Genomic DNA, 23,667 nt, shown 5'->3' with positions numbered 1-23,667 from the left:
AGCGCTGAACACGATGACTTATCCCGACGTTCGCCCGGCATGCGCACCACGCTCGCGATAGGGTGTGGTGTTGTAATGCGCACGGTAGCATTTCGAGAAATGCGAGGGGCTTGCAAACCCGCAGGCCAGAGCCACATTGATCACCGTCATGTCGGTCTGCATCAGCAAGTTGCGCGCCTTTTGCAGTCGTAGCTCCATGTAATAGCGTTTGGGGCTGCGGTTCAGATAACGGCGGAACAGCCGTTCTAGCTGCCGCGTGGACATGCCCACATCCTTGGCCAGAATCGACGGGCTGATCGGTTCTTCGATATTACGCTCCATCATCTGGATCACCTGACTCAGCTTGGGATGGCGCACGCCGATTCGGGTGGGCACTGACAGCCGCTGGGTGTCCTGATCGGTGCGTATGGTGGAATAGATCATCTGATCGGCCACCGCATTGGCCAGTTCCTCGCCGAAATCGTCAGCGATAAGCTTGAGCATCAGGTCGATGGAAGAGGTGCCACCCGCCGTGGTCATCCGGTTGCCGTCAATCAGGAAGACCGATTTGGTAAGCTCGACCTCGTCGAATTCCTCGGTGAAGCTGTCGGAGTTTTCCCAGTGGATGGTCGCGCGTTTGCCGTCCAGAAGCCCCGCCTTGGCCAGCGTAAAGGCCCCGGTGCACAGACCGCCGATCTTGATTCCCTTGCGGGCCTCACGGCGCAGCCAGCTTAGCAGGCGTTTCGTCGTCGCCTTCTGCACATCGACACCGCTGCAAATCAGCACCGTATCGTCGCGCGACAGCTCGCCCAGATCGCCATCCAGCCGGAAACTGGTTCCGGCCGAACACGGCACATTCTCGCCACCCTCGCCGGTCAGGCTCCAGGAATACAGCTCGCGCCCGGACATGCGGTTGGCGATCCGCAGACTGTCCAGCGCAGAGGCAAAGGACAGCACCGAGAACTTGTCCAGTAGGACAAAGACGAAGTGCTTTGGTTTGGTGGATTCAACGTCCACTTCGACAACTTGGCGTTGCTCTTTCATTTCTGGATCTTCCCAAACTGGCGGCTGTCGCGGGCAGCGCCGGACAGCATGGCGTGCGCAGCACCATGCTCTGACGGAAATTGCCGCGTCAAGAGCCTCAAATCACGTATGGCCTCTGTTTCAGGCTTTTTGTATAGAAGCCTCCTGAATAGATCTTAGCGGAGACGAAAAGCTATGAGTGAGTGGCAAAAAACCGACTGGCGCAACAAGCCTCGGGTTCAGATGCCCGACTATACCGATCCGGCGGCCCTGGCTGCGGTAGAGGCGCAGCTCGCAAAGTATCCTCCGCTGGTTTTTGCTGGCGAGTCGCGTCGGCTCAAGCAGCATATCGGTGCCGCGGGCCGGGGTGAGGCGTTCCTGCTGCAGGGCGGCGATTGCGCCGAAAGCTTCGAGCAGTTCAGCGCCGACGGCATCCGTGACACATTCAAGGTCATGCTGCAGATGGCGATGGTGCTGACCTATGGCGCCAAGGTGCCGGTGGTCAAGGTGGGCCGCATGGCGGGCCAGTTCGCCAAGCCGCGCAGTGCACCAACCGAGGTTGTGGACGGGGTCGAACTGCCCAGCTACCGCGGTGACATCATCAACGAGCTGGATTTCACGCCAGAGTCGCGCATTCCAGATCCCAAGAAAATGCTGCAGGCCTACACCCAGGCGGCGGCAACTCTGAACCTGATCCGGGCATTTTCGACGGGTGGTTATGCGGATGTGCATCAGGTCCATGCCTGGACGCTGGGCTTTACCGAAAGTGAAAAGGCTGAGGCCTATCGCGAAGTGGCCAACCGCATCACCGATACGCTGGACTTCATGAAAGCTGCCGGTGTGACCCAGGACGCGGCCCACACGCTGCAATCGGTGGAATTCTATACCAGCCACGAGGGTCTGCTTCTGGAATATGAAGAGGCGCTGACGCGGCTCGATTCGACCTCGGGCAACTGGCTGGCAGGGTCGGGGCACATGATCTGGATCGGCGACCGTACCCGTCAACCCGACGGGGCACATGTGGAATTCGCGCGCGGCGTGCTGAACCCGATCGGTCTGAAGTGCGGCCCGACCACGACGCCTGAAGACCTCAAGGTGCTGATGGGCAAATTAAACCCCGAAAACGAAGAGGGGCGTCTGACCTTGATCGCGCGATTCGGTGCCGGCAAGGTGGCAGAACATCTGCCGCGTCTGATCAATGCGGTGAAAGAAGAAGGCGCGACCGTGACCTGGGTCTGTGACCCGATGCATGGCAACACCATCAAGTCGGCGACCGGCTACAAGACGCGTCCCTTCAACGCGGTTCTGGGCGAGGTGCGGGATTTCTTCGCCGTGCATCAGGCCGAGGGCACCATTCCCGGCGGCGTCCATTTCGAGATGACCGGCCAGGACGTGACCGAATGCACCGGTGGCGTGCGCGCAGTGACCGAAGAGGATCTGAGCGACCGCTACCACACGGCCTGCGATCCGCGCCTGAATGCCAACCAGTCGCTGGAACTGGCCTTCCTCGTAGCCGAGGAACTGTCGCAACGTCGGCAGAATGGCAGCAAGCGCGCCGCAAGCTGATCGCCGCCTCTATCGCAAAACGGACAAGGCGGGCATCAAGCCCGCCTTTTTCTTGTTTATCGGACCGGCACCAACCGGAAGCTCGACCGGTCACGCGTCGGTGCGGTTGTGCCCATACCGGCGCACTTACCGGGTTCCGGTTCCGGGCCGATTGCGCGGTGATGCGCGGTTTCAATCTGCATCTGACCGATGCCCTTGGCCGAGTCATCCTCGGACACGATGACACCCAGCGCCCGGTCCACATTGCCGCACTCGCTGCACAGAGGCAGCAGGATCATCCGCGCGGACGGCGTCTTGCGTCCGAATCGGCGCTGCCCTCTGAGCGTCAGTTCTACGATGGCCGGGCCGTCGAACAAGCGGGTCAGATGCTCGCTCACCGCTTGCCGGTCTGTTCCCGCGAACAGCGCGGTCAGCGGGATGCCCGACACCTCCATGTCCATCACCTGTGTCAGGTGCTGCCCAGCCAGCCGGAACCGGGCGAGGCCGGGGGCCACACGTTCCAGAATGAAGGCGTATTGCAGCAGATTGGACAGTCCCCGCGGATCGATCGCCGCGCGTTTGGGGACCCCATCCCCTGACGCAGCGCGGCCCAATAGACCTCGGCCTGGCGCAGCGGCGACAGGCTGGCCCGGGGCCGGAAATTGTCGAGCGTGACAATCTTTGTGCCCCTGTCCGAAGTCCGGTCGGGTCTGGCCAGCGGTTTCATCGAAACATTCCTTTCACGGTCTCATGTCGGCTGCGCGTGGTGGTGATCCGGCACGCGAAGTATATGCACCCATCAAACTGACATGATTTGCTTCAATTTTGGATCAATTCTTTGACGACTGGTTAACGTGTGCCTTGAGGCCGTTCACCCGGCCATCTACTGCTTATAGAGCAGGAACATGCGATGCGGTGGATCAGCCGCGCGCCACAGAGAGCGAAATGCCGCCCTTGTTGTTGCCGTAAAAGCTCCAAACATCATTTGCAAAGCAATAGAGGTAGCCACTGGCTCGGGGCGTGTAACTGCGAGCCGATCCAATCCTGAACGCTTCGTGATGGTTGATCTTATGTGAGTCGAGATCCACGCCTTGGCCATTGGCGACAACGCCGACAAGACAGAACCAAGGCATGTTCTGTTCGCGCCGCGCGCCACGCACAACCGCGTCGTCATGGCCTGTGCGTTCGCGCTTGCGCCGTTGAAGTAGGTCGGACACGACCGATCCGATATAGAACAGCTTCGCTGGGTGAAAACCGGGCTTGGGCCCATCCGGCGTGCAGTGGATCTTTGCGTCGAGCCATTCGCCGGTGGCCTTGAATTCGTAGTCGACGCCTTTTTCGAGGAACAAACCGGTCCGGTTCCAGTGTTCTCTCGCGGCGATCCACCGGGTCGCGTTCTCATTTGGCTTTAGTGTCTGGGTGGGCCAGTAATCTGGCTGGATCAGTGGCGGATCGGCGTGGCGGGCAAGCGCCGACGAGTGCAGCGAGTCGTTGCCTTCGACGATTTTGGGAACGCTTCTTGGTCGGGTTCGCAGGCGGCTGAAAATGCCCTTGACGGACTCATGAAGGATGCCGGTGGGATCGGGGGAGAGTTTCTGTGTCACGCCGGGACGGAACGCGAGCCCCGCTTTTTCGGCTTCGTCGATCATCCAGCCAAGCGGTAGGTCGCCCAGCCCACGCTCAAAATAGCTGCCGCCCACATCACCGTGCACCCCTGCGAACCATTTCTGTTCCACGTCGCGGGTCTCGTCCAGATTGGTCCAGAGCGTCGGCGTGAACGTGCGGCGCCTTTCATCAGTCGCCACCGCGTGCCGGGCGGTTCTGACGATGGGGCCCAACGTAGTGTCGTGGAACAGGAACGTGTCGGGACGGTCGATCGCGTTTGCGATCATCTCGTCGGGAACGCCAAGCGCACCAACCGTGTCCCAGACCCCAAGGAACCTGATCGAGACATCGTCGTGTCGATCTACCTTCGGCGACCAACTCGCATCCGACCGCGACGTTCGGTAGGCGTGATAGGTGTCATGGACATGTTGCCACTTCGCTTCGGCAGACAGCCCCGGCTCGTCCAGGCACAACAGACCCGGCCCGCCGATCAGTCCCGCGAGGCTTCTGACCGCGTAGGCTCCGCGCGAAAAACCGAAGAGATAGATCTCGTCGCCTTCCGCGTAGGTTTCGCAAAGCCATTTATAGGCGCTCTTGATGTCGTCGCTCAGACCGCGACCCAGGCCGCCATCCAGCCAGCGCTTCAGTTTCCAGCCCGACGTGCCAACGCCGGGTCTGTAATACTTTTTCTGATCCACGCCAGCCGCGTCGCTCTTCGCCAGGGCGGAGTGGATCTTGACGACATTAGTTGGTGAGGGGCGACCGTCGTCTTCTTGATCGGGAGTGTTCCATGTGCCGTCGCAGCACACGATCAAATTGGCCATGCGACACCCAATGACTAAACAAAATCAATCATAGAGAGTGTAGGTCGCGCGAAACTCATCTGACAAGAAAATTCACCGTTTCAAGGCGGGACCGGCACCTGACAGGGCGCGGTTTCCAAATGTCCTGAATTGCCATGGAAAGCCTTATGGCGGAGAGACAGGGATTCGAACCCTGGGTGGGCTTGCACCCACAACGGTTTTCGAGACCGCCCCGTTCGACCACTCCGGCACCTCTCCGCGGGGGTCTGTGAGGCGGGGATGTAGTCAGGAACGCCGCGCGGTGCAAGCGGAATTTTCCGAAAACCACACCTCAAAAAATATCACCCGAAATTGATTGCCCGTTTACGGAAATGGATTAGGCTTGACTGCATGCTGATACGAGTTTTGACACTGCCGCATTTTGCGGCCCTGATCGCAGCCATGATCCTCTGGACGACACCCGCGGCGCAAGCCGCGGAGCGGACGCGGGTCGAGGCATTCCTGACAACTACCGGATTCGATGTGGCGCTGGACAGTATCGCGCTGTCCTCCTCCTCGGCGCCTGAGATGCTGGGTTTTGATCCCGGCGATTTCGGATCGGAGTGGACCCGGTTGACCAATGAGGTTTTTGATACCGAGGTGATGCGCAGTATCGCGCTGGACATTCTGGAACAGACCCTGAGTGACGAGGCGTTGACCCATGCGGTCGAGTTTTACGCCAGCAATCTGGGTCAACGACTGGTCGAGGCCGAAAACGCCTCGCATATGATCGAGGATGACAGCACCAAGCGTGACGCGGGCGAGGCGCTTGTGTCACAGTGGGTCGAGGATGGATCGCTCCGGGTTGAAACGCTCAAGCGGATGAACCGGGCCATCGATTCCACCGGCACATCCTTGCGCGCGCTGCAGGAGATCCAGTACAGGTTCCTGCTGGCCGCCAGCGCCGCGGGTGTGGTTGATCTGCGCCTTGATCCCGGCGATCTGCGCGAAATGCTGAAGAATAACGAAACCGAGTTGCGGCTGGCCCTGCAGCGCTCGGCCCTGTCCGGGGCGGCCTATACCTATCAGGGTTTCTCGGATGCGGACATGCTTGCCTATACCGAAGCGCTGGAACAGCCGCTCATGCAGGAGGTCTATGAGTTGCTCAACGCGGTCCAGTACGAGATCATGGCCAACCGGTTCGAAGTGCTAGCCACACGCATGGCCGATCTGCGCCCGTCGCAGGAATTGTGATGCGCCGCGCGGGTTCGGTGATCGCGACCGCGATGCTGCTCGGCGCGCCGGCATCGGCGGAAGAGTCGCTGGACGAACTGGTCGGTGCAATGCGGCTGGACGAAGTGGTCACCATTCTGGTGGATGAGGGGCGTCGCTATGCCGCGACGCTGAACACCGACATGCTGGATGGCGATGCGGGCAGCTATTTCTTCTCGCGTGTCGACGAGATTTATGCGCCCGACGAGATGGTGCAGACCATGCGCGATACCATCCGCGAGGAATTGAATCCGGTGCAGATTTCAGAGGCTGCGGTGTTTTTCAGTAGCGATCTGGGGCAAACCATCATCTCGCTTGAAAACTCTGCCCGCCGCGCGCTCGGCGATCCGGCGGTGGAGGAGATGGCGCAGGAAAACGCCAAGACGATGGATCGCGACAGCGACCGGTTCCACCTGATCGAGGAATATATCGAGGTCAACGATCTGGTCGTGCGCAATGTCGAGGGAACGCTGAGCTCGGATTTCAGCTTTTTCCAGGGCATGGCCTCGATTCAGGACACAGGTTCCGATGACCGCACGCTGCTGGCCGAACTGTTTTCGCAACGCGAAGAGATGGAGAGTGACACCCGCGAATGGCTGCACGGGTTCCTGGTGCTGGCCTATCAGCCGCTTACGGATGTGCAGATGCGTGAGAATATCGCGTTCTCCGCTTCTGAGACGGGGCAGGCGCTAAATCAGGCGCTGTTCGTGGGCTTTGACCGGGTCTATGACCGGATCTCGTATGAACTGGGCGAGGCGGTGGGATTCGCCATGCAATCCAGCGATCTCTGACGATGGCCCGCGATCTCTGAAAAGGGATTGACATCTGACACCGATCCATCAATAAGCGCCCATCCCGGCCCGGTATTCCGCGCCGGGTTTCGTTATCATTGGCCCCTCAGGGCCGCAATTCCGCCCGGTGCAAAGGGCGCGCTGTTCGACGGTGGCCCCGCCTGAAACGAAGGGGTCGCAAACACCCGGACCGGGGACCACAGAACGCGGTAAAGAAAAGGAAACTCGCATGTTCGCGGTCCTCAAGACTGGCGGCAAGCAATACAAGGTTCAGGCGGGCGACATCCTGCGCGTCGAGAAACTTGCTGCTGATGCCGGCGAAAAAGTTCAATTCAACGAAGTTCTGATGCTGGGCGGTGACGCTCCGGTTGTTGGTGCGCCTTTTGTGGACGGTGCCGCCGTGCAGGCCGAGGTCATCGACCAGATCAAGGGTGAAAAGCTCATCCACTTCGTCAAGCGTCGCCGCAAGCACAGCTCGCAGCGCACCAAAGGTCACCGTCAGAAGCTGACGCTGGTCAAGATCACCGACATTCTGGCCGCTGGCGCAGACAAGTCGGGCATCAAGTCTGCAACCGGTTCCGCACCTGCAGGCGCTGCCGCGCCCGCCGCGAAACCTGCCAAGAAGGCAGAGGCGAAAGCCGAAGCACCTTCCGCAGCCGCTGCTGCTGCCGACGACCTGACCAAGCTGACCGGTGTTGGCCCTGCCGCCGCCAAGAAGCTGGCCGAGGCCGGTATCGAGAGCTTTGCCGCTCTGGCCGCCTTGTCGGACGAGCAGATTGCTGCTATCGACGCGGTCAAAGTGAAGCCCGAATGGGTTGAGCAGGCCAAAGAACTGGCCAAAGGCTAAGGAGAGAGAGAATGGCACATAAAAAAGCTGGCGGTTCCTCCCGTAACGGTCGCGACTCTGCGGGTCGTCGCCTTGGTGTGAAACTCTATGGTGGCCAGGCGGCCATCCCCGGCAACATCATCGTGCGTCAGCGCGGCACCAAGTTCTGGCCGGGCGAAGGCGTGGGCATGGGCAAGGATCACACGATCTTTGCAACTGTTGATGGCGCCGTGACCTTCCACAAGGGCCTCAAGGGCCGCACCTTTATTTCGGTCCTGCCAGTGGCGGAGGCCGCCGAGTAAGCCGGAACCCACAAAGGTTTAGAAAAATCAAGGGGATCGGCAGAAATGCCGGTCCCTTTCTCGTTTTCAGGAGCGGTCCCATGACCGACGTGATCACAACCCAACGCCTTGTCCTGCGCCGATTCCGGCGTGGCGATGCTGGGGAGTTGGTTGATCTCCTGAACAATCTGGAGGTGGCCCGTTGGATCAACAACGCACCGCATCCTTTCACGCCTCACAACGCCGAAGACTTTATCTGCAATTTGGCGGTTCAGGAGTACAACGCCTGGGCGATCACCAAGGACCAGCGCTTGATCGGTATGGTTTCTGCGGGCGATGAGCTGGGATACTGGCTGGGCCAGTCTTTCTGGGGGCAGGGCTATGCCACCGAAGCTGCGCGGGCCATGACGGCCCGGCATTTCGATCCCGACAAGAGCGAATTGCGGTCCTCTTATCATCTTGGCAATAAAGCCTCTTGTAAGGTGTTGTCCAAGCTGGGTTTTGAACCCACAACACGACGCGAGAAAAAGGTCCGCGCGACGGGTATAACGGTGACGCTGCAGAACATGGTGCTGACGCGCTCCCGCTGGGAGGCCCTGCAATGAGCGTCGCCGCGGGCTCTTTCCTGATCTTTGCCGCCAGCCAGGTTGGCACGCCTGGACCGGCCAACATGGTCCTGCTGGGCACCGGTGCGCGCTATGGGTTCCGGGCGGCCTTGCCATTTGTGGGTGGTGTGATCGCGGGAAAGCAGTTGATCATTTGGCCGGTGGGATTTGGCCTGATGCAACTGGCGGATCAGACACCGATCTTGTTCGCGGCGTTGAAATACGCCTCGGCCGCCTATATCTGCTGGTTGGCATGGAAGGTCGCGAACCTGCGTTTGTCGCCAGGACAGGCGGAGCAGGCCGCGCCGGGATTTCTGCCCGGTCTGATCGTCCATCCGCTCAACCCCAAGGCCTGGGCCATGATCGTGGCCGGGTTTACCGGCTTCGTCGCCCCAGGATCGTCGCCATTCTGGTCTACGCTCACAATCGCTCTTTGTTTGTTGAGCTGCCAGGTGATCCTGCACCCGATCTGGACCTTCGCCGGGGATCGGATCGCGCAAAGCGTTGCAGGACGCCCGGCGGAGAAATATCTGATGTGGACACTGGCGATGCTCACCGTCGCCTCGGTCCTTTTTGTGCTGTTCGGAGGAGGGGCGCACATATGAAATTTGATACCATCATCAACCAGCCGGTCATTGAAACCGAGCGGTTTGTCCTGCGCCCCCTGCGGCGCTCGGATATGGGGCTGATCGAGCATTTTGCCAGTGACAAGCGGGTTGCCTACATGACCCAGTCGATCCCGCATCCGGTGCCTCCGGGACTGGTCGAATCCTTCGTGACCCGATCCATGTCCGAGGACCGGGATGAGGATGTCTGGGCCATCGATGGCAGTAAGGATGGAGGATCGGAGCTGATGGGTCTGATCTCGCTGGAACGGATGGACCGCAACCAGTCCGAGATCGGGTATTGGGTTGCGCCGGTCTTCTGGAACACCGGCATTGCGTCCTTGGCGGTCGAGGCGCTGGTTCTGGCCAACCCACTGGACAATGACACAATGTTTGCCAGCGTGTTTCAGGACAACCCGGCTTCGGCACGGGTGCTGACCCGCTGTGGCTTCGAATATCTGGGCGATGCGGAAAATTTCTCTGTGGCGCGCGATGCAAATGTGCCCACCTGGACCTATAGCCGAAAACTCTGACTTGAGGCCGGTAGTGCCTTTGCATTAGGGGATGCACATGAAATTTCTCGATCTCGCAAAGGTCTATATCCGATCCGGTGGTGGCGGTGGCGGCTGTGTCAGCTTCCGCCGCGAAAAGTTCATCGAATATGGTGGCCCGGATGGTGGTGACGGCGGCAAGGGTGGCACCGTCTGGGCCGAGGCGGTGCATGGGCTGAACACGCTCATCGACTTCCGCTATCAGCAGCATTTCTTTGCCAAGAGCGGCCAGCCCGGCAAGGGCCAGCAGCGCACCGGCAAGGATGGCGACGACATTGTCCTGCGGGTGCCGGTGGGCACGGAAATCCTCGATGAGGATGAAGAGACGGTGATCGCCGATCTGACCGAGGTTGGTCAGCGCGTGCAGCTTGCGCGAGGCGGCAATGGCGGTTTTGGCAACCTGCATTTCAAATCCGCCACCAATCAGGCTCCGCGCCGCGCCAATCCGGGGCAGGAGGGGGTGGAGCGCACACTCTGGCTGCGGCTGAAACTGATTGCCGATGTGGGCCTGCTGGGCCTGCCCAATGCGGGCAAGTCGACCTTTCTGGCCGCAACCTCGAACGCGCGGCCCAAGATCGCGGATTATCCGTTCACGACGCTGCATCCCAATCTGGGCGTGGTCGGCGTGGATAATGTGGAATTTGTCGTGGCCGACATCCCCGGCCTGATCGCCGGTGCGCATGAAGGGCGTGGCATTGGTGACCGTTTCCTGGGCCATGTGGAACGCTGCGCGGTGCTGCTGCATCTGGTCGACGGCACCTCGGACAACGTGGCGGAGGACTACCAGACGATTATCGGCGAGCTTGAGGCCTATGGCGGGTATCTGGCCGACAAACCCCGCGTGACCGTGCTCAACAAGGTCGACGCGCTGGATGAAGAGCAGCGCCAAGAGGCCGCGCAGGCGCTGCGCGCGGCGTCGGGTGGCCCGGTGATGCTGATGTCCGGTGTGGCCCGCGAAGGCGTGACCGAAGTACTGCGTGCCCTGCGCAGCCAGATCGACGCCGACCGTCTGCGCCACAAACCCGTGGAGGAGGCGCAGCCTTGGCAACCCTGAGCGCGGCGAAGCGGGTTGTCGGCAAGATCGGCTCGGCCTTGCTGGTGGACCGTAACAGTGGTGCCTTGCGGGCCGGTTGGCTGCATTCGCTCGCAGAAGATGTTTCGTGGCTCAAAGGGCAGGGAGCGGATGTCATTCTGGTGTCCTCCGGTTCTATTGCGCTTGGCCGGGGTGTATTGGGTTTGGGCGGAACCGATCTGGCGCTGGAGCAATCGCAGGCCGCCGCCGCCGTAGGGCAAATCCGGCTGGCGCGGGCCTATGAAGAAGCGCTGACCCCCTATGAGATCAAGACCGCGCAGGTTCTGGTCACGCTGGAGGACAGCGCCAACCGACGCCGTTATCTGAACTCGCGCGCGACGCTGGAAACCCTTCTGGGGCTGGGTGTGGTGCCGATCGTCAATGAAAACGACACCATTGCTACGGACGAAATCCGCTATGGCGACAATGACCGGCTGGCGGCGCAGGTGGCGGTTACCGTGGGTGCGGATCAGTTAATCCTGTTATCAGATGTTGACGGATTCTATTCTGCCAATCCCACCGAGGACCCTGACGCAAAACGTTACGACGTGATTGACCGCATCACGCCCGAGATCGAGCGGATGGCGGGTGATGCGGGCTCTGGGCTCTCCAAGGGGGGCATGAAGACCAAGCTGATGGCGGCGCAGATGGCGACGGCGGCGGGTTGCGCCATGGCAATCACCGAAGGATCGCCTGATAACCCGCTGAGAAAGCTTGAAAATGGCGCCGCCTGCACATGGTTCACCGCAACGCTTGATCCGCAGGCCGCCCGCAAACGCTGGATCGCTGCCATGAAGCCGCGTGGCGAGATTCTGGTGGATGCAGGAGCAGCTGCGGCATTATCGAACGGTAAGAGCCTGCTGCCCGCCGGGATCGTCGGCGTGGCAGGCAATTTCGGGCGTGGTGATCCGGTGGCCATCCTGGGGCCTGGGGCGCACAAGTTGGGCCAGGGTCTCAGCCGCTATACCTCGCAGGAGGCTGACGCCATCAAGGGGCGAAAATCCTCCGAGATTGAGGCGACGCTGGGCTATCCCGGTCGTGCCGCGTTAATTCATCGTGACGATATGGCGCTCTGAGGCGTCTTCCTGCTAAAGACAAGCTAGTACCTGATCAAAGGCGCATGTGATGAAAGACCTCAACGACATTCCCGCCCTGATGGCCGATATCGGCGCCCGTGCCAAAGCAGCCTCGGCCGAACTGGCCTTTGCCAGTGCCGAGCGCAAGCACGCCGCGCTGATCGGAGCGGCCGAGGCGGTCTGGAACCGCCGGGATGAGATCATCGCCGCCAATGCCAAGGACCTGGATTATGGCCGCGACAAGGGGCTGAGCCCGGCAATGATGGATCGCCTCATGCTGGACGAGGATCGCATTCGTGGCATGGTCGACGGGCTGCGCACGGTAGCAGAACAGCCTGATCCGGTGGGAGAGGTTCTGGCCGATTGGGATATGCCCAGTGGCCTGCATATCCGCCGAGTGCGCACGCCTTTGGGCGTAATCGGGGTGATCTATGAAAGCCGTCCCAACGTGACGGCCGATGCCGGTGCGCTCTGCCTGAAGTCTGGCAATGCGGTGATCCTGCGCGGCGGGTCCGAGAGCTTTCATTCCTCCGGCGCGATCCATGCCTGTCTGGTGGACGGGCTTAAGGCCGCGAACCTGCCCGAGGATGCGATCCAGCTGGTGCCGACCCGCGATCGTGCGGCGGTGCAGGAATTGCTGACCATGACCGATACGGTCGATGTGATCGTGCCGCGCGGTGGCAAGGGGCTGGTCGGGTTGGTGCAGCGCGAGGCGCGGGTGCCGGTCTTTGCCCATCTCGAAGGCATCGTGCATATCTATATCGACAAGGATGCCGACCCGAAAAAGGCGCGCGAGGTGGTGATGAACGCCAAGACTCGCCGCACTGGCATTTGCGGTGCCGCCGAATGCCTGCTTGTGCATCAGGATATCGTCGACGGGATCGGCCGTGACACCATCGCAGCGCTGGTTCAGGCCGGCGTCGATGTCCATGCCGATGGCGCGCTGGCGCAAAAGGGCACCTCGGCCACCACGGACGAGGATTGGGGCAAGGAATTCCTCGACATGATCATCGCCGCGAAGCCGGTGGGCGATATTGACGAGGCCATCGCCCATATTCGGCGCTATGGCTCGAACCACACCGATTGCATTATCACCGAAGACGATGCCGCCGCCGCGCGGTTCTTTGAACGCCTCGACAGCGCGATCCTGATGCGTAACGCCTCGACCCAGTTCGCCGATGGTGGCGAGTTCGGTATGGGGGCCGAGATTGGCATCGCGACCGGCAAGATGCACGCGCGCGGCCCGGTGGGCGCGGCGCAACTGACCAGTTTCAAATATCTGGTCGAGGGCGACGGAACCGTCCGGTCCTGAGCACTCAGAACCGGATGGTAATCTGCGCCTCGTCCGAGGTCACCTCAACACGACTGCCCAGTTCAGTGGCGGCTGCGGGCAGTAGAGCGAACTGAACCAGTGCCGGTGTGATCTCGGCCCCGGCGGCCGGATTGCTCAGCGTTTCCCATATCTTAGGATCCAGCGACAGGGCCGGGCCCGTTGCGGTCACGGTCCAGCGCCCGCCGGTATTATCAAAACTCACGTTCCCGCCCTGTGGCAAGGCGGTTTCACAGCACTGGAAGGCAAGGAAGGCCAGCCGGACCACGGTGCGCGGGCAGGGGTCGGCATGGATCCATTCCACCGTGACCCTCGCATCGCGATTCACCTCTTTCAGAACCGACCTGATCTCGGGCGCGCCCAGCATCTGCGCTCCGGCAATCCCGTATGCGATGCGAAAGAACTGTATTCGCGCTCCGGCGCTGTCGACGCTGTCCGAAATCAGATTCATCTCGGGACCGCTGGGCGCGCCGGTCATTTCAAGCAGTTCCAACCCGTTGTTTATTGCGCCGATCGGGCTGATCAGGTCATGGCAGATACGTGACCCGATCAGGGTTGCCAGGTTGACGTTGCTTTCGCCCATGCGCTACCTCCGGTAAATCGCTTCCTCACATCCCAGACAGGGGCCGACATGTCTGATCTGAACGCTATCCTTGCACCGGGCATGTTCGTGCGCCACCCCGATTACCCGGATTGGGGAACCGGACAGGTCCAGTCCAATATCGGCGGCAAGATTACCGTGAATTTCCCCGACCAAGGGAAGGTGGTGATCGATGGCACGCGCATCGCCCTTATGCCCGTCTTTGATCCGTGAAATAGGTTTAAGAATGGTTAATCTGGTGTCGGTTGCAATCCGCGAGCGGGATGCGCTATCAGCGCGGGAACCCACGCTCTTGAGACCCGAGACCGATGCCGGACAGCGGACCGAGCTTTACAGTCAGACTGGCCGAGTCTGACGCCGACCTGCGCGCCGCCCAGCGGCTGCGCTATGACGTCTTCGTGCGCGAGCTTGGCGGCGGCGGCGCGATGGTCGACCACGACGCGGGGTTGGAGCGTGATCGCTTCGACCCGTTCTTCGACCATATGCTGATCTCGGATGACAGTACCGGACAGGTGGTGGGCGTCTATCGCCTGTTGCGCGACGATCAGGCCGCGAAGCTGGGCCAATTCTATTCCGAGGATGAATATGACCTGGGCGTGCTGCGCCAGAGCGACCGCAAGCTGCTGGAGTTGGGCCGGTCCTGCCTGCATCCTGATTACCGGGGCGGGGCGGCGATGTTTCATCTGTGGAACGGGCTGGCCGAGTATGTGGCCGAACACAGGATCGAGGTGCTGTTCGGCGTGGCGAGCTTTCACGGCACTGACATGGCGCCGCTGGCGCAGCCGCTGTCGATGCTGCATCACAACCATCTTGCGCCGCCGGAATTGCGGGTGCGCGCGCAACCCTCGCATTTCCAGTCGATGGATCTGGTCGCGCCGGATCAGTTGGACCGCCGCGTCGCGATGGTGCAGGTGCCCGCGCTGATCAAGGCCTATCTGCGGCTGGGCGGATTCGTGGGCGAGGGGGCGTTTGTCGACCATGCCTTCAACACCACCGATATCTGTCTGGTGCTGGACACCGCGCGGCTGAACGCGCGTCAGCGGCGCATTTATTCCGGTGATCGCGGCGCATGACCGAAGGTTGGGACCCCGATCAAAGCGCCGACCCGATCAGGATCGGTCCGCTCGGCGTCGTGCTGATCCTGGTGCGCGGCGTTGCATTGGCGCTGTTGGTGTTCGGCGGGCTCATTGTCCTGTTGCTCCTGCGCCTGATCGAGCGGCCGCTTTATGGTATGCGCAGGCCGGTCACGCCCTATATTACGCAATTCGTCTGCCGCAACGCGTTCCGCATTCTCGGGCTGGGGTTCAGCACGCGCGGAACCCTGATGAGGGAGCGCGGCGCTGTTGTGGCCAATCACAGCTCGTGGCTGGACATCTTTGCGCTGAACGCCCGCAAACGCATCTATTTCGTGTCCAAGGCCGAGGTGGCGAAATGGCCCGGCATCGGCTGGCTGGCCCGCGCCACCGGCACCGTGTTCATCGAGCGCGACCGCCGCAAGGCACGCGAGCAGACCAAGCTGTTCGAGGAGCGTTTGAAAGCCGGACACAAACTGTTGTTCTTTCCCGAGGGCACCTCGACCGACGGGCTGCGGGTGCTACGGTTCAAAACCACGCTCTTTGCCGCCTTCTTCACCGAAGAGTTGCGCGCGTTCATGTATGTGCAGCCGGTCTCGGTCGTGTTTCACGCGCCCAAAGGCCACCCCAACAGATTTTACGGCTGGTGGGGCGAGATGGAGTTCGGGCCGCATTTGCTGAAGACACTGGCAGCCTGGCCGCAGGGCAGGGTGGAGCTGATCTATCAACCGCCCGTCAAGGTCAGCGATTTTGTCGACCGCAAGGCGCTGGCCGCCCATTGTGAACAGGCCGTGCGGCAGGGCCATTGCGACATGCGCAAACTGGACGCGCAGCCCTGAAAAATAGGGCTTGCGGTTCAGTCGGGGCTGACTTATACGCGCGCCATTAACCCACAGGCGGGGTTTTGGCCTGATCAGGGGAGACATCCCTGACAGACCCCCGGTTGGAGCATCCGCTCTACACCCCCGCCGAGGATCGAAACCGGAAAGGATACTTGAGCATGGCTCTTCCTGAGTTCTCCATGCGTCAGCTGCTCGAAGCTGGCGTTCACTTTGGCCACCAGACCCAGCGCTGGAACCCACGGATGGGTCCCTTCATCTATGGTTCGCGCAACGGCATCCACATCATGGACCTGACGCAGACCGTTCCGATGCTGGATCAGGCGCTGCAGGCCATTCGTGACACCGTCGCCAAGGGCGGCCGCGTCCTGTTCGTCGGCACCAAGCGCCAGGCCGCGCAGCCGATCGCCGAAGCTGCCGAGAAGTCGGCGCAGTATTACATGAACCACCGCTGGCTGGGCGGCACGCTGACCAACTGGAAAACCGTGTCCCAGTCGATCAACCGTCTGCGTCAGATTGACGAGACCATGGAAGGTGGCGCCGAAGGTCTGACCAAGAAAGAGCGTCTGGGCATGGAGCGCGACCAGCAGAAACTGGAAGCGTCGCTGGGCGGCATCCGCGAGATGGGTGGCACCCCCGACCTGCTCTTCGTCATCGACGTCAAGAAAGAAGCACTGGCCATCGCCGAAGCCAACAAACTGGGCATCCCGGTTGTGGCTGTCGTCGACACCAACTGCTCGCCCGATGGTGTCGATTACATCATCCCCGGCAACGATGACGCCGCCCGCGCCATCGCTCTGTATTGCGATCTGGCCGCACGTGCCGCGCTGGACGGCATGACCGCGCAGCTGGGCAGCGCAGGTGTTGACCTTGGCGCGATGGAAGAAGCACCGGTCGAAGAGGCCGTTGCTGAGGAAGCACCGGTAGCGGAAACCCCCGCCGAGGCCTGATCCAACCGTCATCGCAATGACTTTAGGGGCAGGGTATGACCTGCCCCAACCCGTTTTGAATTGAGGAGAGCCAAGAGATGGCAATCACAGCAGCAATGGTGAAAGAACTGCGCGACACCACTGGCGCAGGCATGATGGACGCCAAGAAGGCGCTGACCGAAACCGAAGGCAACATGGACGAGGCCATCGACTGGCTGCGCACCAAGGGTCTGGCGAAAGCCGCCAAGAAATCGGGTCGTACCGCTGCCGAGGGTCTGGTTGCCGTTGTCGTCGACGGTGATACCGGTGTTGCCGTCGAAGTGAACTCCGAGACCGACTTCGTTGGCAAGAATGCCGAATTCCAGGAGATGGTCGGCAAGATCGCCTTTGCAGCGCTTGGTGTCGATGATGTTGATGCGCTGAAAGCGGCTGACTTGGGTGGCAAGACCGTAGCCGACACGCTGACCGACAAGATCGCCACCATCGGCGAGAACATGTCGGTGCGCCGGATGGCCAAGCTGAACGGCGAGACCGTCGTGAGCTATGTGCACAACGCGGCGACCGGCGGCATGGGCAAGATCGGTGTTCTGGTCGCGCTGAACGGCGGCGATGCCGCCATCGGCAAGCAGGTCGCGATGCACATCGCCGCTGCGAACCCGGCGGCACTTTCCGAGGCCGACATGGACCCGGCGGTTGTCGAGAAGGAAAAGCAGGTTCAGATGGACATCGCCCGCGAATCCGGCAAGCCGGAGCAGGTGATCGAAAAGATGATCATCGGCCGGATGAAGAAATTCGTCGCTGAATCGACCCTGCTGAACCAGGCCTTTGTTGTGAACCCCGACCTGACTGTCGAGGCCGCCGCCAAGGAAGCCGGCGCAACCGTCACCGGTTTCGTGCGTCTGGAAGTTGGCGAAGGCATCGAGGTCGAGAAGGAAGACTTTGCAGCCGAAGTGGCCAAGGCCGCTCAAGGTTAAACGCCTTATCAAGGGCCGGACCTCCCGACCCTCGGAAGTCAAATTGAACCGGTCACCTTCGGGTGGCCGGTTTTTTTGCGCCGCGCACAACAGCCCGAAGTTGTACAGCCGCGATCATCCCAAGCACCAGAACATATGGGATTCGTGGAAGAGGGGCCCCGATTCAATGGGGATGGATGGGACCCCTCAGAAGTTCCGAAGCAGATGCGGACTATGCACACCCGGCTCCGGACAGGTTAGAGAGCCCTGAAATCACAGGGTTCATTTCCCGATGTCCCTTGGCTAAAGCCACCACTCACGGAACGTAACTATATTGCGAGAATACGCGTCAGGGCGAAAGTAGTGGATTCCTTACCTTGCGTAAACTTGAGGCATCCTAGGATCTGACGGGTGCGTATCAGGCCTCGACCACAAACATCTGGTTGTGCAGCGAGGCTTTCAGAACAGCCTGAGCCGTGGTTTCCACCGCCAGAGACTCGCGCGCAAGGCGCAGGTGTTTTTCGACCGTTGCCGATGTCAGGCCCATCAAAAGGGCGATATCCTGAATGGTCTTGCCATCGCCAACCCATTCCAGCGCCTCGCGCTGCCGCCTGGTCAGCGCGCGGTTGGGGGCGGTGTAGGGCAGGGTGAGGATCTTGAGATGCGCGATGTTGTTCATCAACAGCACTTCCCGGCCTTTCTCGGCCCAAAGCGCGTCAATCTCGTCCTGAGTGATGTCAGATTGCGCACAGAGCGAGATCGCCCCTTTTGATCGCACCGAGACTGAGTTGAAACTCACCGTATACCCAACGGTTACGCCCATTCTCGCATTGAAATCATAGACTTCCCGAGACTTCTTTGAATTGCTTCGGTCATTCATTAATTCGCTGATCATACGCCAACTGCCCGCGCCTTCATTCTCAAGCGCCCAGTGAAGCATAGGTGCATGAAAGTAGAGGCCCGCATGCAGGAACCCATCGATATAGTTCTGATCGTGATTGGTGAGGATCACAAAATCCTCGGGATCGCCCAGCGATGTGGCGGTCCGGTATTGCGTGTAGCCGTATAGCAGCCGGTCAAAGCCGTAATTCGCCATTTGCGCGGTGTGACCCGCCCAAAGCTCTTCGAGCGTCTTGGTGTAACTGATGAACTCCAGGTAATCGACCAACTTCATTCCGGCCGCCCCCCTCGGATGTGCGTGGCCAGCGCGTCCAGAGCCAGAATGTAGCTGTCGGCGCCGAACCCGCTGATCTGACCGATCGCAACCTTGGCGATATATGAGCTGTGGCGGAACGGCTCGCGCGCGTGGATGTTGGACAGATGTACCTCGACAACCGGCAGTTCCACTGAGGCGATCGCATCCATCAGGGCGATCGAGGTGTGGGTATACGCTCCGGCATTGAGCACGATTCCGTCCTGCGTGCCGCGTGCCTGGTGGATCAGGTCGATCAGCGCACCTTCGTGATTGCTTTGAGCACAGGCAATCGTCAGCCCGATTTCCGCGCCGTGGCGTGTGCACGCGTCCTCAATCATCGCGAGAGTGGTTGAGCCGTAGACTTCCGGCTGCCGCATCCCCAGAAGGTTGAGGTTCGGACCGTTCAGGACCAGAATATTCGTCATTTCAAATGTCCCCATTCATAAAACCAATAAGCCTGTTCTGTCCGACTTGTCCAGACTTGGTGCAGGCATCCTTCCTGCGGTGAGCCAAGCGGTCTTGATCGCGCTTTTGAGACGAGATGAATTCAACCAAAAGATGATATTCCCTCATTAGGAAAACACAAATCTGAAAGCTCGCCGGGATCAAGCAACTTTTGGATGTGTGCTGGCAAGGCGGAAGACCCGGGTTTTTGGGCATGAACCCGCCAATTCGTGACCGCATCGTCAGTGTCAGAGTGTCGTGGCGTTTGCATTTCGCCTGATTTGCAGGCCCGGTGAGCGCGCAGGTTGCGGAGCGCCACGAAAGTCCGCGAGCATGTTGCGGGATCATTCGGGTTCATCCATGAGGATCACAACCTTACCCATTACCTTGCGATCCTGCATCAGGTTCAACGCTTGTGCCGTATCGGACAGGACAAATCGCGCGCTGAGCGGTGGGGCGATTCGGCCCTCGGCATAGAGGCCAAAGAGCGCTTTCATGTTGGCAGCATGGGTCTGCGGGTCACGGCGCACCGCATCTCCCCAGAACACCCCGACGATCTGGACGCCCTTGAGCAACGGCAGATTGAGCGGGAGGCTGGGGATGCCGGCCGGAAAACCAACGACCAAATAGCGCCCCTCCCATGCCATGGCCCGCAGCGCCGGTTCGGCATAATTGCCGCCCACGGCGTCGTAAACCACATCCGCGCCCTTGTGCCCGGTCAGGGTCTTGATCTCACTCGACAGGGTCTTTTGCGCCTCTCGGTCCAATTCTTTGGCATAGATCAGAGTTTCATCCGCGCCCAGTGATGTGCAGAACGCGGCCTTCTCTTCGGACGAGACCGCCGCGATCACCCGTGCGCCCGCCGCCTTGCCCAACTCGATTGCGGCGGAACCGACACCGCCTGCGGCGCCCAGCACAAGCAGGGTTTCGCCCGGTTTGATGGCAGCCCGGTCGTGCAGTGCATGGTAGGAGGTGCCGTAGGTAAAGATGAACGCCGCTGCCACGTCATAGGGCATATCATTCGGCAGCGGAACCAGCGCCGGGGCCGGAACAACCGCGTGGGTCGCGAACCCACCAAACCCGGTCAGCGCCAGCACCCGATCGCCAGGTTTGACGTTCGAGACTCCTTCGCCGCAGCTCAGTACTTCGCCCGCGATCTCGCCGCCGGGGGCAAAGGGACGGCGCGGTTTCATCTGGTAGAGGTCGCGGATGATCAGCGTGTCGGGATAATTGACGCCCGCAGCGCGCACGTGCACCAAAACCTGCCCCTTGCCCGGTTCGGGGTCGGGCAGGTCGGTCAGTTCCAGCGTCTCGGGGCCGCCGGGTTCGGTGCTCAGCATTGCTTTCATCGGGGTCTCGCTCTTGGGATCGGATTGGATAGGCGGGGTGACGCAATGTCGTTCAGGCAAATGTTGTTTATCGCGATCCCCGATGCAATGGTTCATTGACACCACACCGAATGCCACCGGAGGACCCATGACCAAACTCAGCCCGCAATCCCTGTTCTCGCTTCAGGGTAAGACCGCCCTTGTGACCGGGGGTGCGACCGGTATCGGCCGCATGGCCGCCGAGGGGTTGATACAGGCTGGCGCGCGCGTCCTAATCGCCTCGCGCAAAGCGGATGCCTGCCGGGCCGTGGCCGATGAGTTGAACGCGATAGGGGCAGAGGGCAGGGCAGAGGGCTTTGGTGGCGATGTTGGTTCTGCCGAGGGGCTTGCAGCGCTTGTGGAAGAGGTCAAGAGCAGAACGGACTGTCTTGATATCCTTATGAATAATGCAGGTCTAACCTGGGGGGCGCCGCTGGAGGACTTCCCGTATGAGGCCTGGAAAGACGTCATGGCCGTCAATGTCGCTGGCCCGTTCGAACTAACCCGCCAACTGTTGCCGCTCCTGCGTGCCTCGGCCCGGGCCGAGGACCCGGCGCGGATCGTCAATGTCGGCTCGGTCATGGGCGAGATTCCGATTGGTGACGGGGCCTACAGTTATGCGGCGTCGAAATCTGCCATCATCCACATGACGCGCATTCTGGCCAAGGAACTGGCTCATGAGCATATCACCGCAAACGCACTGGCACCGGGGCCGTTTGTCTCGCGCATGACCGCCTTTGCCACCGCGGACCCTGCGACCCGCGACAAGGTCGGCCAGTCGGTTCCGCTTGGCCGCGTTGGGCGCGACGAAGACATTGCCGCCGCGATGCAGTTCCTGTGTGGCCCCGGCGGCGGCTATGTGACAGGGGCGATCATCCCGGTTTCGGGCGGCATTAACGTGATGTCGGGACAGAATATATTTGCCGCCGCGTTCGAGTGACTTGGTCCCGCAATCAGGCTGAGTCAGGACGTTTCCGAAGGGTGATCCAATGACCAACGCTGCCCAATCCATCGATCTTCAGGCCGTTGACGCCTATCTGTCTGCACGACTTCCCGGCTATGCGGGGCCGGTATCGGCGCAGAAGTTCGAGACCGGCCAATCCAACCCGACCTTTCTCTTGCAAACACCTGAAAGGAAATATGTTCTGCGCCGCAAGCCGCCGGGTGTTCTGCTGAAATCGGCCCATGCTGTCGACCGCGAATTCCGGATTCAAAAGGCGTTGGAAGGCAGTGACGTGCCGGTTGCCGCGATGCACGTGCTGTGTCAGGACGATGCGGTGGTAGGGTCCGATTTCTACGTGATGGAGCATGTGGATGGGCGCATCTTTACCGACCCGACCATGCCGGATGAAACACCCCTGGCGCGCGCAGCGATCATGGACGAGATGAACCGCGTGCTGGCAGCGCTGCACAGTGTCGACATCGACCGGGCAGGGCTGTCGGATTACGGTCCCGAGGGAAATTATTTCGAGCGTCAGATTGCGCGGTGGACCAAGCAATACCGCGCCTCGGAGACCCACGACGTTCCCGGGATGAACGCGCTTATCGAGGCCCTGCCAAAAGCGATGCCGCCCGACGACGGCCAGCGCACACTGGTGCATGGCGATTACCGGATCGACAACCTGATCTACGCGCGTTCGAGCAGCGACTGTCTGGCGGTGCTGGATTGGGAGTTATCGACGATCGGGCATCCCTACGCAGATCTCGCCGCGGTCATCATGCAATGGCAGATGCCCCCGGGGGGCGAGGGGCGCGGGCTGGCGGGTATCGACCGCGCAGCGCTTGGCCTGCCGTCGGATGGTGAGTTCGTGGCGCGCTATTGCGAACGACGCGATTTGCCAGGGATCGAGCGGTTCGGGTTTTATCTGTCCTTCACGTTTTTCCGCATGGCAGGCATCCTGCAGGGAGTCGCAAAACGGGCGCAAGATGGCAATGCATCGAACCCGGAACATGCTGAAAGATTAGGGCGTTACGTTCCACTCTTTGCGCAGCATGGGCTGGAAGCGCTCGACCGTTAACGCTCGAACTGACGTTTCAGCTTGCGCATGCCGCTGAGCCAACGTTCATAATCGGTGCCTTTGAGCGCGACATAGTCCCGGACCTGTGGATGTGGAAGCACGAGGAACTCTTCCTTTTCAATAGCTTCCATGCAAAACTTCGCAACAATTTCCGGCTCGATGATGCCATTCAGACTGGCGATGGAGGCCTCGTTGCCGCGGATCATGTCAGTCTGGACGGCCTGCGGGCACAGGACCGAGACACCGATACCCTGATCGCGATATGTAATGTGCAACCATTCCGCCAGCCCGATTGCGGCATGTTTAGTGACCCCGTAAGGCGCAGCGCCGATCTGATTCAGCAACCCGGCCGCTGACGCGGTGTTCAGCAAGTAACCGCCACCGCGCTCGATCATGCGCGGCACCACATGCCGCGCGGCCCAGATATGCGACATCACGTTGATTTCCCAGGTTTTCTGCCAATCCGCATCGCTGGCTTCGACTCCACCCAGGGTCAGGATGCCCGCGTTGGAACAGAAGATGTCGATGCCGCCAGTCTGATCCTCGACATCTACGATCAACTGCGCAACCTCGGCTTCGTTGCGCAGGTCGGCAGCGATACCGATGCCATCAATGCTGCGCGCGACACTTTCAACATCCGGCCCATGCAAATCTGTGCAAACAACTTTCCTGGCACCACGCTCGGCAAAGGCCTTTGCAAGCGCGCGCCCAATTCCACCGGCAGCACCGGTTACAACAACCACTCGATCTCTGATATCCATGTCATCAGGTTGAGGACGATATATACGGATTGTCAACGCTAAGCCGTTGTCCTTGCTTCATATTATGAGGTGTTAATAATTACCATAATACCAATTATACAATTATCATATGTGAATCAGGGCATATTCTAAACTGGGTTGCGA

General features: G+C 60.6%; 26 protein-coding genes and 1 tRNA gene. 18 read left to right on the top strand and 9 right to left on the bottom strand.

Annotated elements, in window-relative coordinates:
- Positions 1-18: 18 nt before the first annotated feature.
- Positions 19-1,023, bottom strand: coding sequence for a GlxA family transcriptional regulator (locus tag AB1E33_RS01380; protein WP_372575465.1), 1,005 nt, complete (start codon positions 1,021-1,023; stop codon positions 19-21).
- 174 nt (positions 1,024-1,197) lie between these two features.
- Here AB1E33_RS01380 and AB1E33_RS01375 point away from each other — a divergent pair, with 174 nt between their 5' ends.
- Positions 1,198-2,568, top strand: a complete 1,371-nt coding sequence (locus AB1E33_RS01375; RefSeq protein WP_372575464.1) for a class II 3-deoxy-7-phosphoheptulonate synthase — start codon at positions 1,198-1,200, stop codon at positions 2,566-2,568.
- A gap of 56 nt (positions 2,569-2,624) precedes the next feature.
- On the opposite strand, the gene AB1E33_RS01370 is transcribed toward AB1E33_RS01375, so the two are convergent.
- From AB1E33_RS01370 to AB1E33_RS01360, 3 genes are all read right to left on the bottom strand, one after another.
- Positions 2,625-3,161 (bottom strand): PAS domain-containing protein, encoded by a 537-nt coding sequence (locus AB1E33_RS01370; protein ID WP_372575463.1) that lies wholly within the window; start codon positions 3,159-3,161, stop codon positions 2,625-2,627.
- Between the two features lie 306 nt (positions 3,162-3,467).
- The gene (locus AB1E33_RS01365; RefSeq protein ID WP_372575462.1) at positions 3,468-4,976 is read right to left on the bottom strand and encodes a T6SS phospholipase effector Tle1-like catalytic domain-containing protein; all 1,509 of its coding nucleotides are present in this window, start codon (positions 4,974-4,976) and stop codon (positions 3,468-3,470) included.
- Positions 4,977-5,123: 147 nt separating this feature from the next.
- A tRNA-Ser gene (locus AB1E33_RS01360) sits at positions 5,124-5,213 on the bottom strand.
- A gap of 132 nt (positions 5,214-5,345) precedes the next feature.
- Here AB1E33_RS01360 and AB1E33_RS01355 point away from each other — a divergent pair.
- The 10 genes from AB1E33_RS01355 to AB1E33_RS01310 all read left to right on the top strand — a co-directional run bounded on the left by AB1E33_RS01355 (position 5,346) and on the right by AB1E33_RS01310 (position 13,325).
- Positions 5,346-6,188, top strand: coding sequence for a DUF2059 domain-containing protein (locus tag AB1E33_RS01355; RefSeq protein WP_372575461.1), 843 nt, complete (start codon positions 5,346-5,348; stop codon positions 6,186-6,188).
- Entirely contained in the window at positions 6,188-6,997 is an 810-nt protein-coding gene (locus tag AB1E33_RS01350) for a DUF2059 domain-containing protein (RefSeq protein ID WP_372575460.1), read from the top strand. Before AB1E33_RS01355 ends, AB1E33_RS01350 begins: the two co-directional genes overlap by 1 nt.
- 229 nt (positions 6,998-7,226) lie before the next feature.
- Entirely contained in the window at positions 7,227-7,844 is a 618-nt protein-coding gene (locus AB1E33_RS01345; protein ID WP_372575459.1) for a 50S ribosomal protein L21, read from the top strand.
- A gap of 11 nt (positions 7,845-7,855) precedes the next feature.
- Positions 7,856-8,125: a 50S ribosomal protein L27 gene (rpmA, locus tag AB1E33_RS01340; RefSeq protein WP_136442474.1), complete on the top strand. Its 270-nt coding sequence runs from the start codon at positions 7,856-7,858 to the stop codon at positions 8,123-8,125.
- A gap of 80 nt (positions 8,126-8,205) precedes the next feature.
- Complete coding sequence (locus AB1E33_RS01335) at positions 8,206-8,709, top strand: GNAT family N-acetyltransferase (protein ID WP_372575458.1); 504 nt, start codon at positions 8,206-8,208, stop codon at positions 8,707-8,709.
- Complete coding sequence (locus AB1E33_RS01330; protein ID WP_372575457.1) at positions 8,706-9,314, top strand: LysE family translocator; 609 nt, start codon at positions 8,706-8,708, stop codon at positions 9,312-9,314. The genes AB1E33_RS01335 and AB1E33_RS01330 overlap by 4 nt, the downstream gene beginning before the upstream one ends.
- Positions 9,311-9,847, top strand: coding sequence for a GNAT family N-acetyltransferase (locus AB1E33_RS01325; protein WP_372575456.1), 537 nt, complete (start codon positions 9,311-9,313; stop codon positions 9,845-9,847). Before AB1E33_RS01330 ends, AB1E33_RS01325 begins: the two co-directional genes overlap by 4 nt.
- A 37-nt stretch (positions 9,848-9,884) precedes the next feature.
- On the top strand, positions 9,885-10,919 hold the full coding sequence (obgE, locus tag AB1E33_RS01320) for a GTPase ObgE (RefSeq protein WP_372575455.1): 1,035 nt from the start codon (positions 9,885-9,887) through the stop codon (positions 10,917-10,919).
- Positions 10,907-12,013 (top strand): glutamate 5-kinase, encoded by a 1,107-nt coding sequence (gene proB / locus AB1E33_RS01315; protein ID WP_372575454.1) that lies wholly within the window; start codon positions 10,907-10,909, stop codon positions 12,011-12,013. The genes obgE and proB overlap by 13 nt, the downstream gene beginning before the upstream one ends.
- A gap of 49 nt (positions 12,014-12,062) precedes the next feature.
- Positions 12,063-13,325: a glutamate-5-semialdehyde dehydrogenase gene (locus AB1E33_RS01310; protein WP_372575453.1), complete on the top strand. Its 1,263-nt coding sequence runs from the start codon at positions 12,063-12,065 to the stop codon at positions 13,323-13,325.
- Between the two features lie 4 nt (positions 13,326-13,329).
- Here AB1E33_RS01310 and AB1E33_RS01305 read toward each other — a convergent pair whose 3' ends face one another.
- On the bottom strand, positions 13,330-13,926 hold the full coding sequence (locus AB1E33_RS01305; protein ID WP_372575452.1) for a histidine phosphotransferase family protein: 597 nt from the start codon (positions 13,924-13,926) through the stop codon (positions 13,330-13,332).
- 48 nt (positions 13,927-13,974) lie between these two features.
- On the opposite strand from AB1E33_RS01305, the gene AB1E33_RS01300 reads away from it, so the two are divergent.
- The 5 genes from AB1E33_RS01300 (at position 13,975) to tsf (ending at position 17,759) form a co-directional block, all read left to right on the top strand.
- Complete coding sequence (locus tag AB1E33_RS01300) at positions 13,975-14,157, top strand: DUF3553 domain-containing protein (RefSeq protein WP_372575451.1); 183 nt, start codon at positions 13,975-13,977, stop codon at positions 14,155-14,157.
- Positions 14,158-14,252: 95 nt separating this feature from the next.
- A complete protein-coding gene (gene olsB / locus AB1E33_RS01295) occupies positions 14,253-15,017 on the top strand; it encodes an L-ornithine N(alpha)-acyltransferase (RefSeq protein WP_372575450.1) in 765 nt (254 codons plus the stop codon).
- Entirely contained in the window at positions 15,014-15,856 is an 843-nt protein-coding gene (gene olsA, locus AB1E33_RS01290) for a lyso-ornithine lipid O-acyltransferase (protein ID WP_372575449.1), read from the top strand. Before olsB ends, olsA begins: the two co-directional genes overlap by 4 nt.
- Positions 15,857-16,017: 161 nt before the next feature.
- Positions 16,018-16,806 (top strand): 30S ribosomal protein S2, encoded by a 789-nt coding sequence (gene rpsB, locus AB1E33_RS01285; RefSeq protein ID WP_372575448.1) that lies wholly within the window; start codon positions 16,018-16,020, stop codon positions 16,804-16,806.
- A gap of 77 nt (positions 16,807-16,883) precedes the next feature.
- Positions 16,884-17,759 carry a translation elongation factor Ts gene (gene tsf, locus AB1E33_RS01280; protein WP_372575447.1) on the top strand — a complete coding sequence of 292 codons (876 nt, stop codon included), beginning with the start codon at positions 16,884-16,886 and terminating at the stop codon, positions 17,757-17,759.
- A 397-nt stretch (positions 17,760-18,156) separates the two neighbouring features.
- On the opposite strand, the gene AB1E33_RS01275 is transcribed toward tsf, so the two are convergent.
- From AB1E33_RS01275 to AB1E33_RS01265, 3 genes are all read right to left on the bottom strand, one after another.
- A complete protein-coding gene (locus AB1E33_RS01275) occupies positions 18,157-18,912 on the bottom strand; it encodes a LuxR family transcriptional regulator (RefSeq protein WP_372575446.1) in 756 nt (251 codons plus the stop codon).
- Positions 18,909-19,358 (bottom strand): type II 3-dehydroquinate dehydratase, encoded by a 450-nt coding sequence (gene aroQ, locus AB1E33_RS01270; RefSeq protein ID WP_372575445.1) that lies wholly within the window; start codon positions 19,356-19,358, stop codon positions 18,909-18,911. Before aroQ ends, AB1E33_RS01275 begins: the two co-directional genes overlap by 4 nt.
- Positions 19,359-19,721: 363 nt before the next feature.
- On the bottom strand, positions 19,722-20,726 hold the full coding sequence (locus tag AB1E33_RS01265; protein ID WP_372575444.1) for an NADPH:quinone oxidoreductase family protein: 1,005 nt from the start codon (positions 20,724-20,726) through the stop codon (positions 19,722-19,724).
- 127 nt (positions 20,727-20,853) lie between these two features.
- Here AB1E33_RS01265 and AB1E33_RS01260 point away from each other — a divergent pair, with 127 nt between their 5' ends.
- Complete coding sequence (locus tag AB1E33_RS01260; RefSeq protein ID WP_372575443.1) at positions 20,854-21,684, top strand: SDR family oxidoreductase; 831 nt, start codon at positions 20,854-20,856, stop codon at positions 21,682-21,684.
- 49 nt (positions 21,685-21,733) lie between these two features.
- Positions 21,734-22,762 (top strand): phosphotransferase family protein, encoded by a 1,029-nt coding sequence (locus AB1E33_RS01255; RefSeq protein WP_372575442.1) that lies wholly within the window; start codon positions 21,734-21,736, stop codon positions 22,760-22,762.
- Here the strand turns inward: AB1E33_RS01255 and AB1E33_RS01250 are convergent.
- Positions 22,759-23,523 carry an SDR family NAD(P)-dependent oxidoreductase gene (locus AB1E33_RS01250; protein WP_372575441.1) on the bottom strand — a complete coding sequence of 255 codons (765 nt, stop codon included), beginning with the start codon at positions 23,521-23,523 and terminating at the stop codon, positions 22,759-22,761. The two genes, AB1E33_RS01255 and AB1E33_RS01250, sit on opposite strands and share 4 nt — an antisense overlap.
- Between the last annotated feature and the right edge of the window lie 144 nt (positions 23,524-23,667).

Origin of the sequence: Ruegeria hyattellae (genome assembly GCF_041537925.1) — a bacterium.
Classification (GTDB): Bacteria; Pseudomonadota; Alphaproteobacteria; order Rhodobacterales; family Rhodobacteraceae; genus Ruegeria_C.
This window is presented reverse-complemented; position numbering and strand designations above follow the sequence as displayed.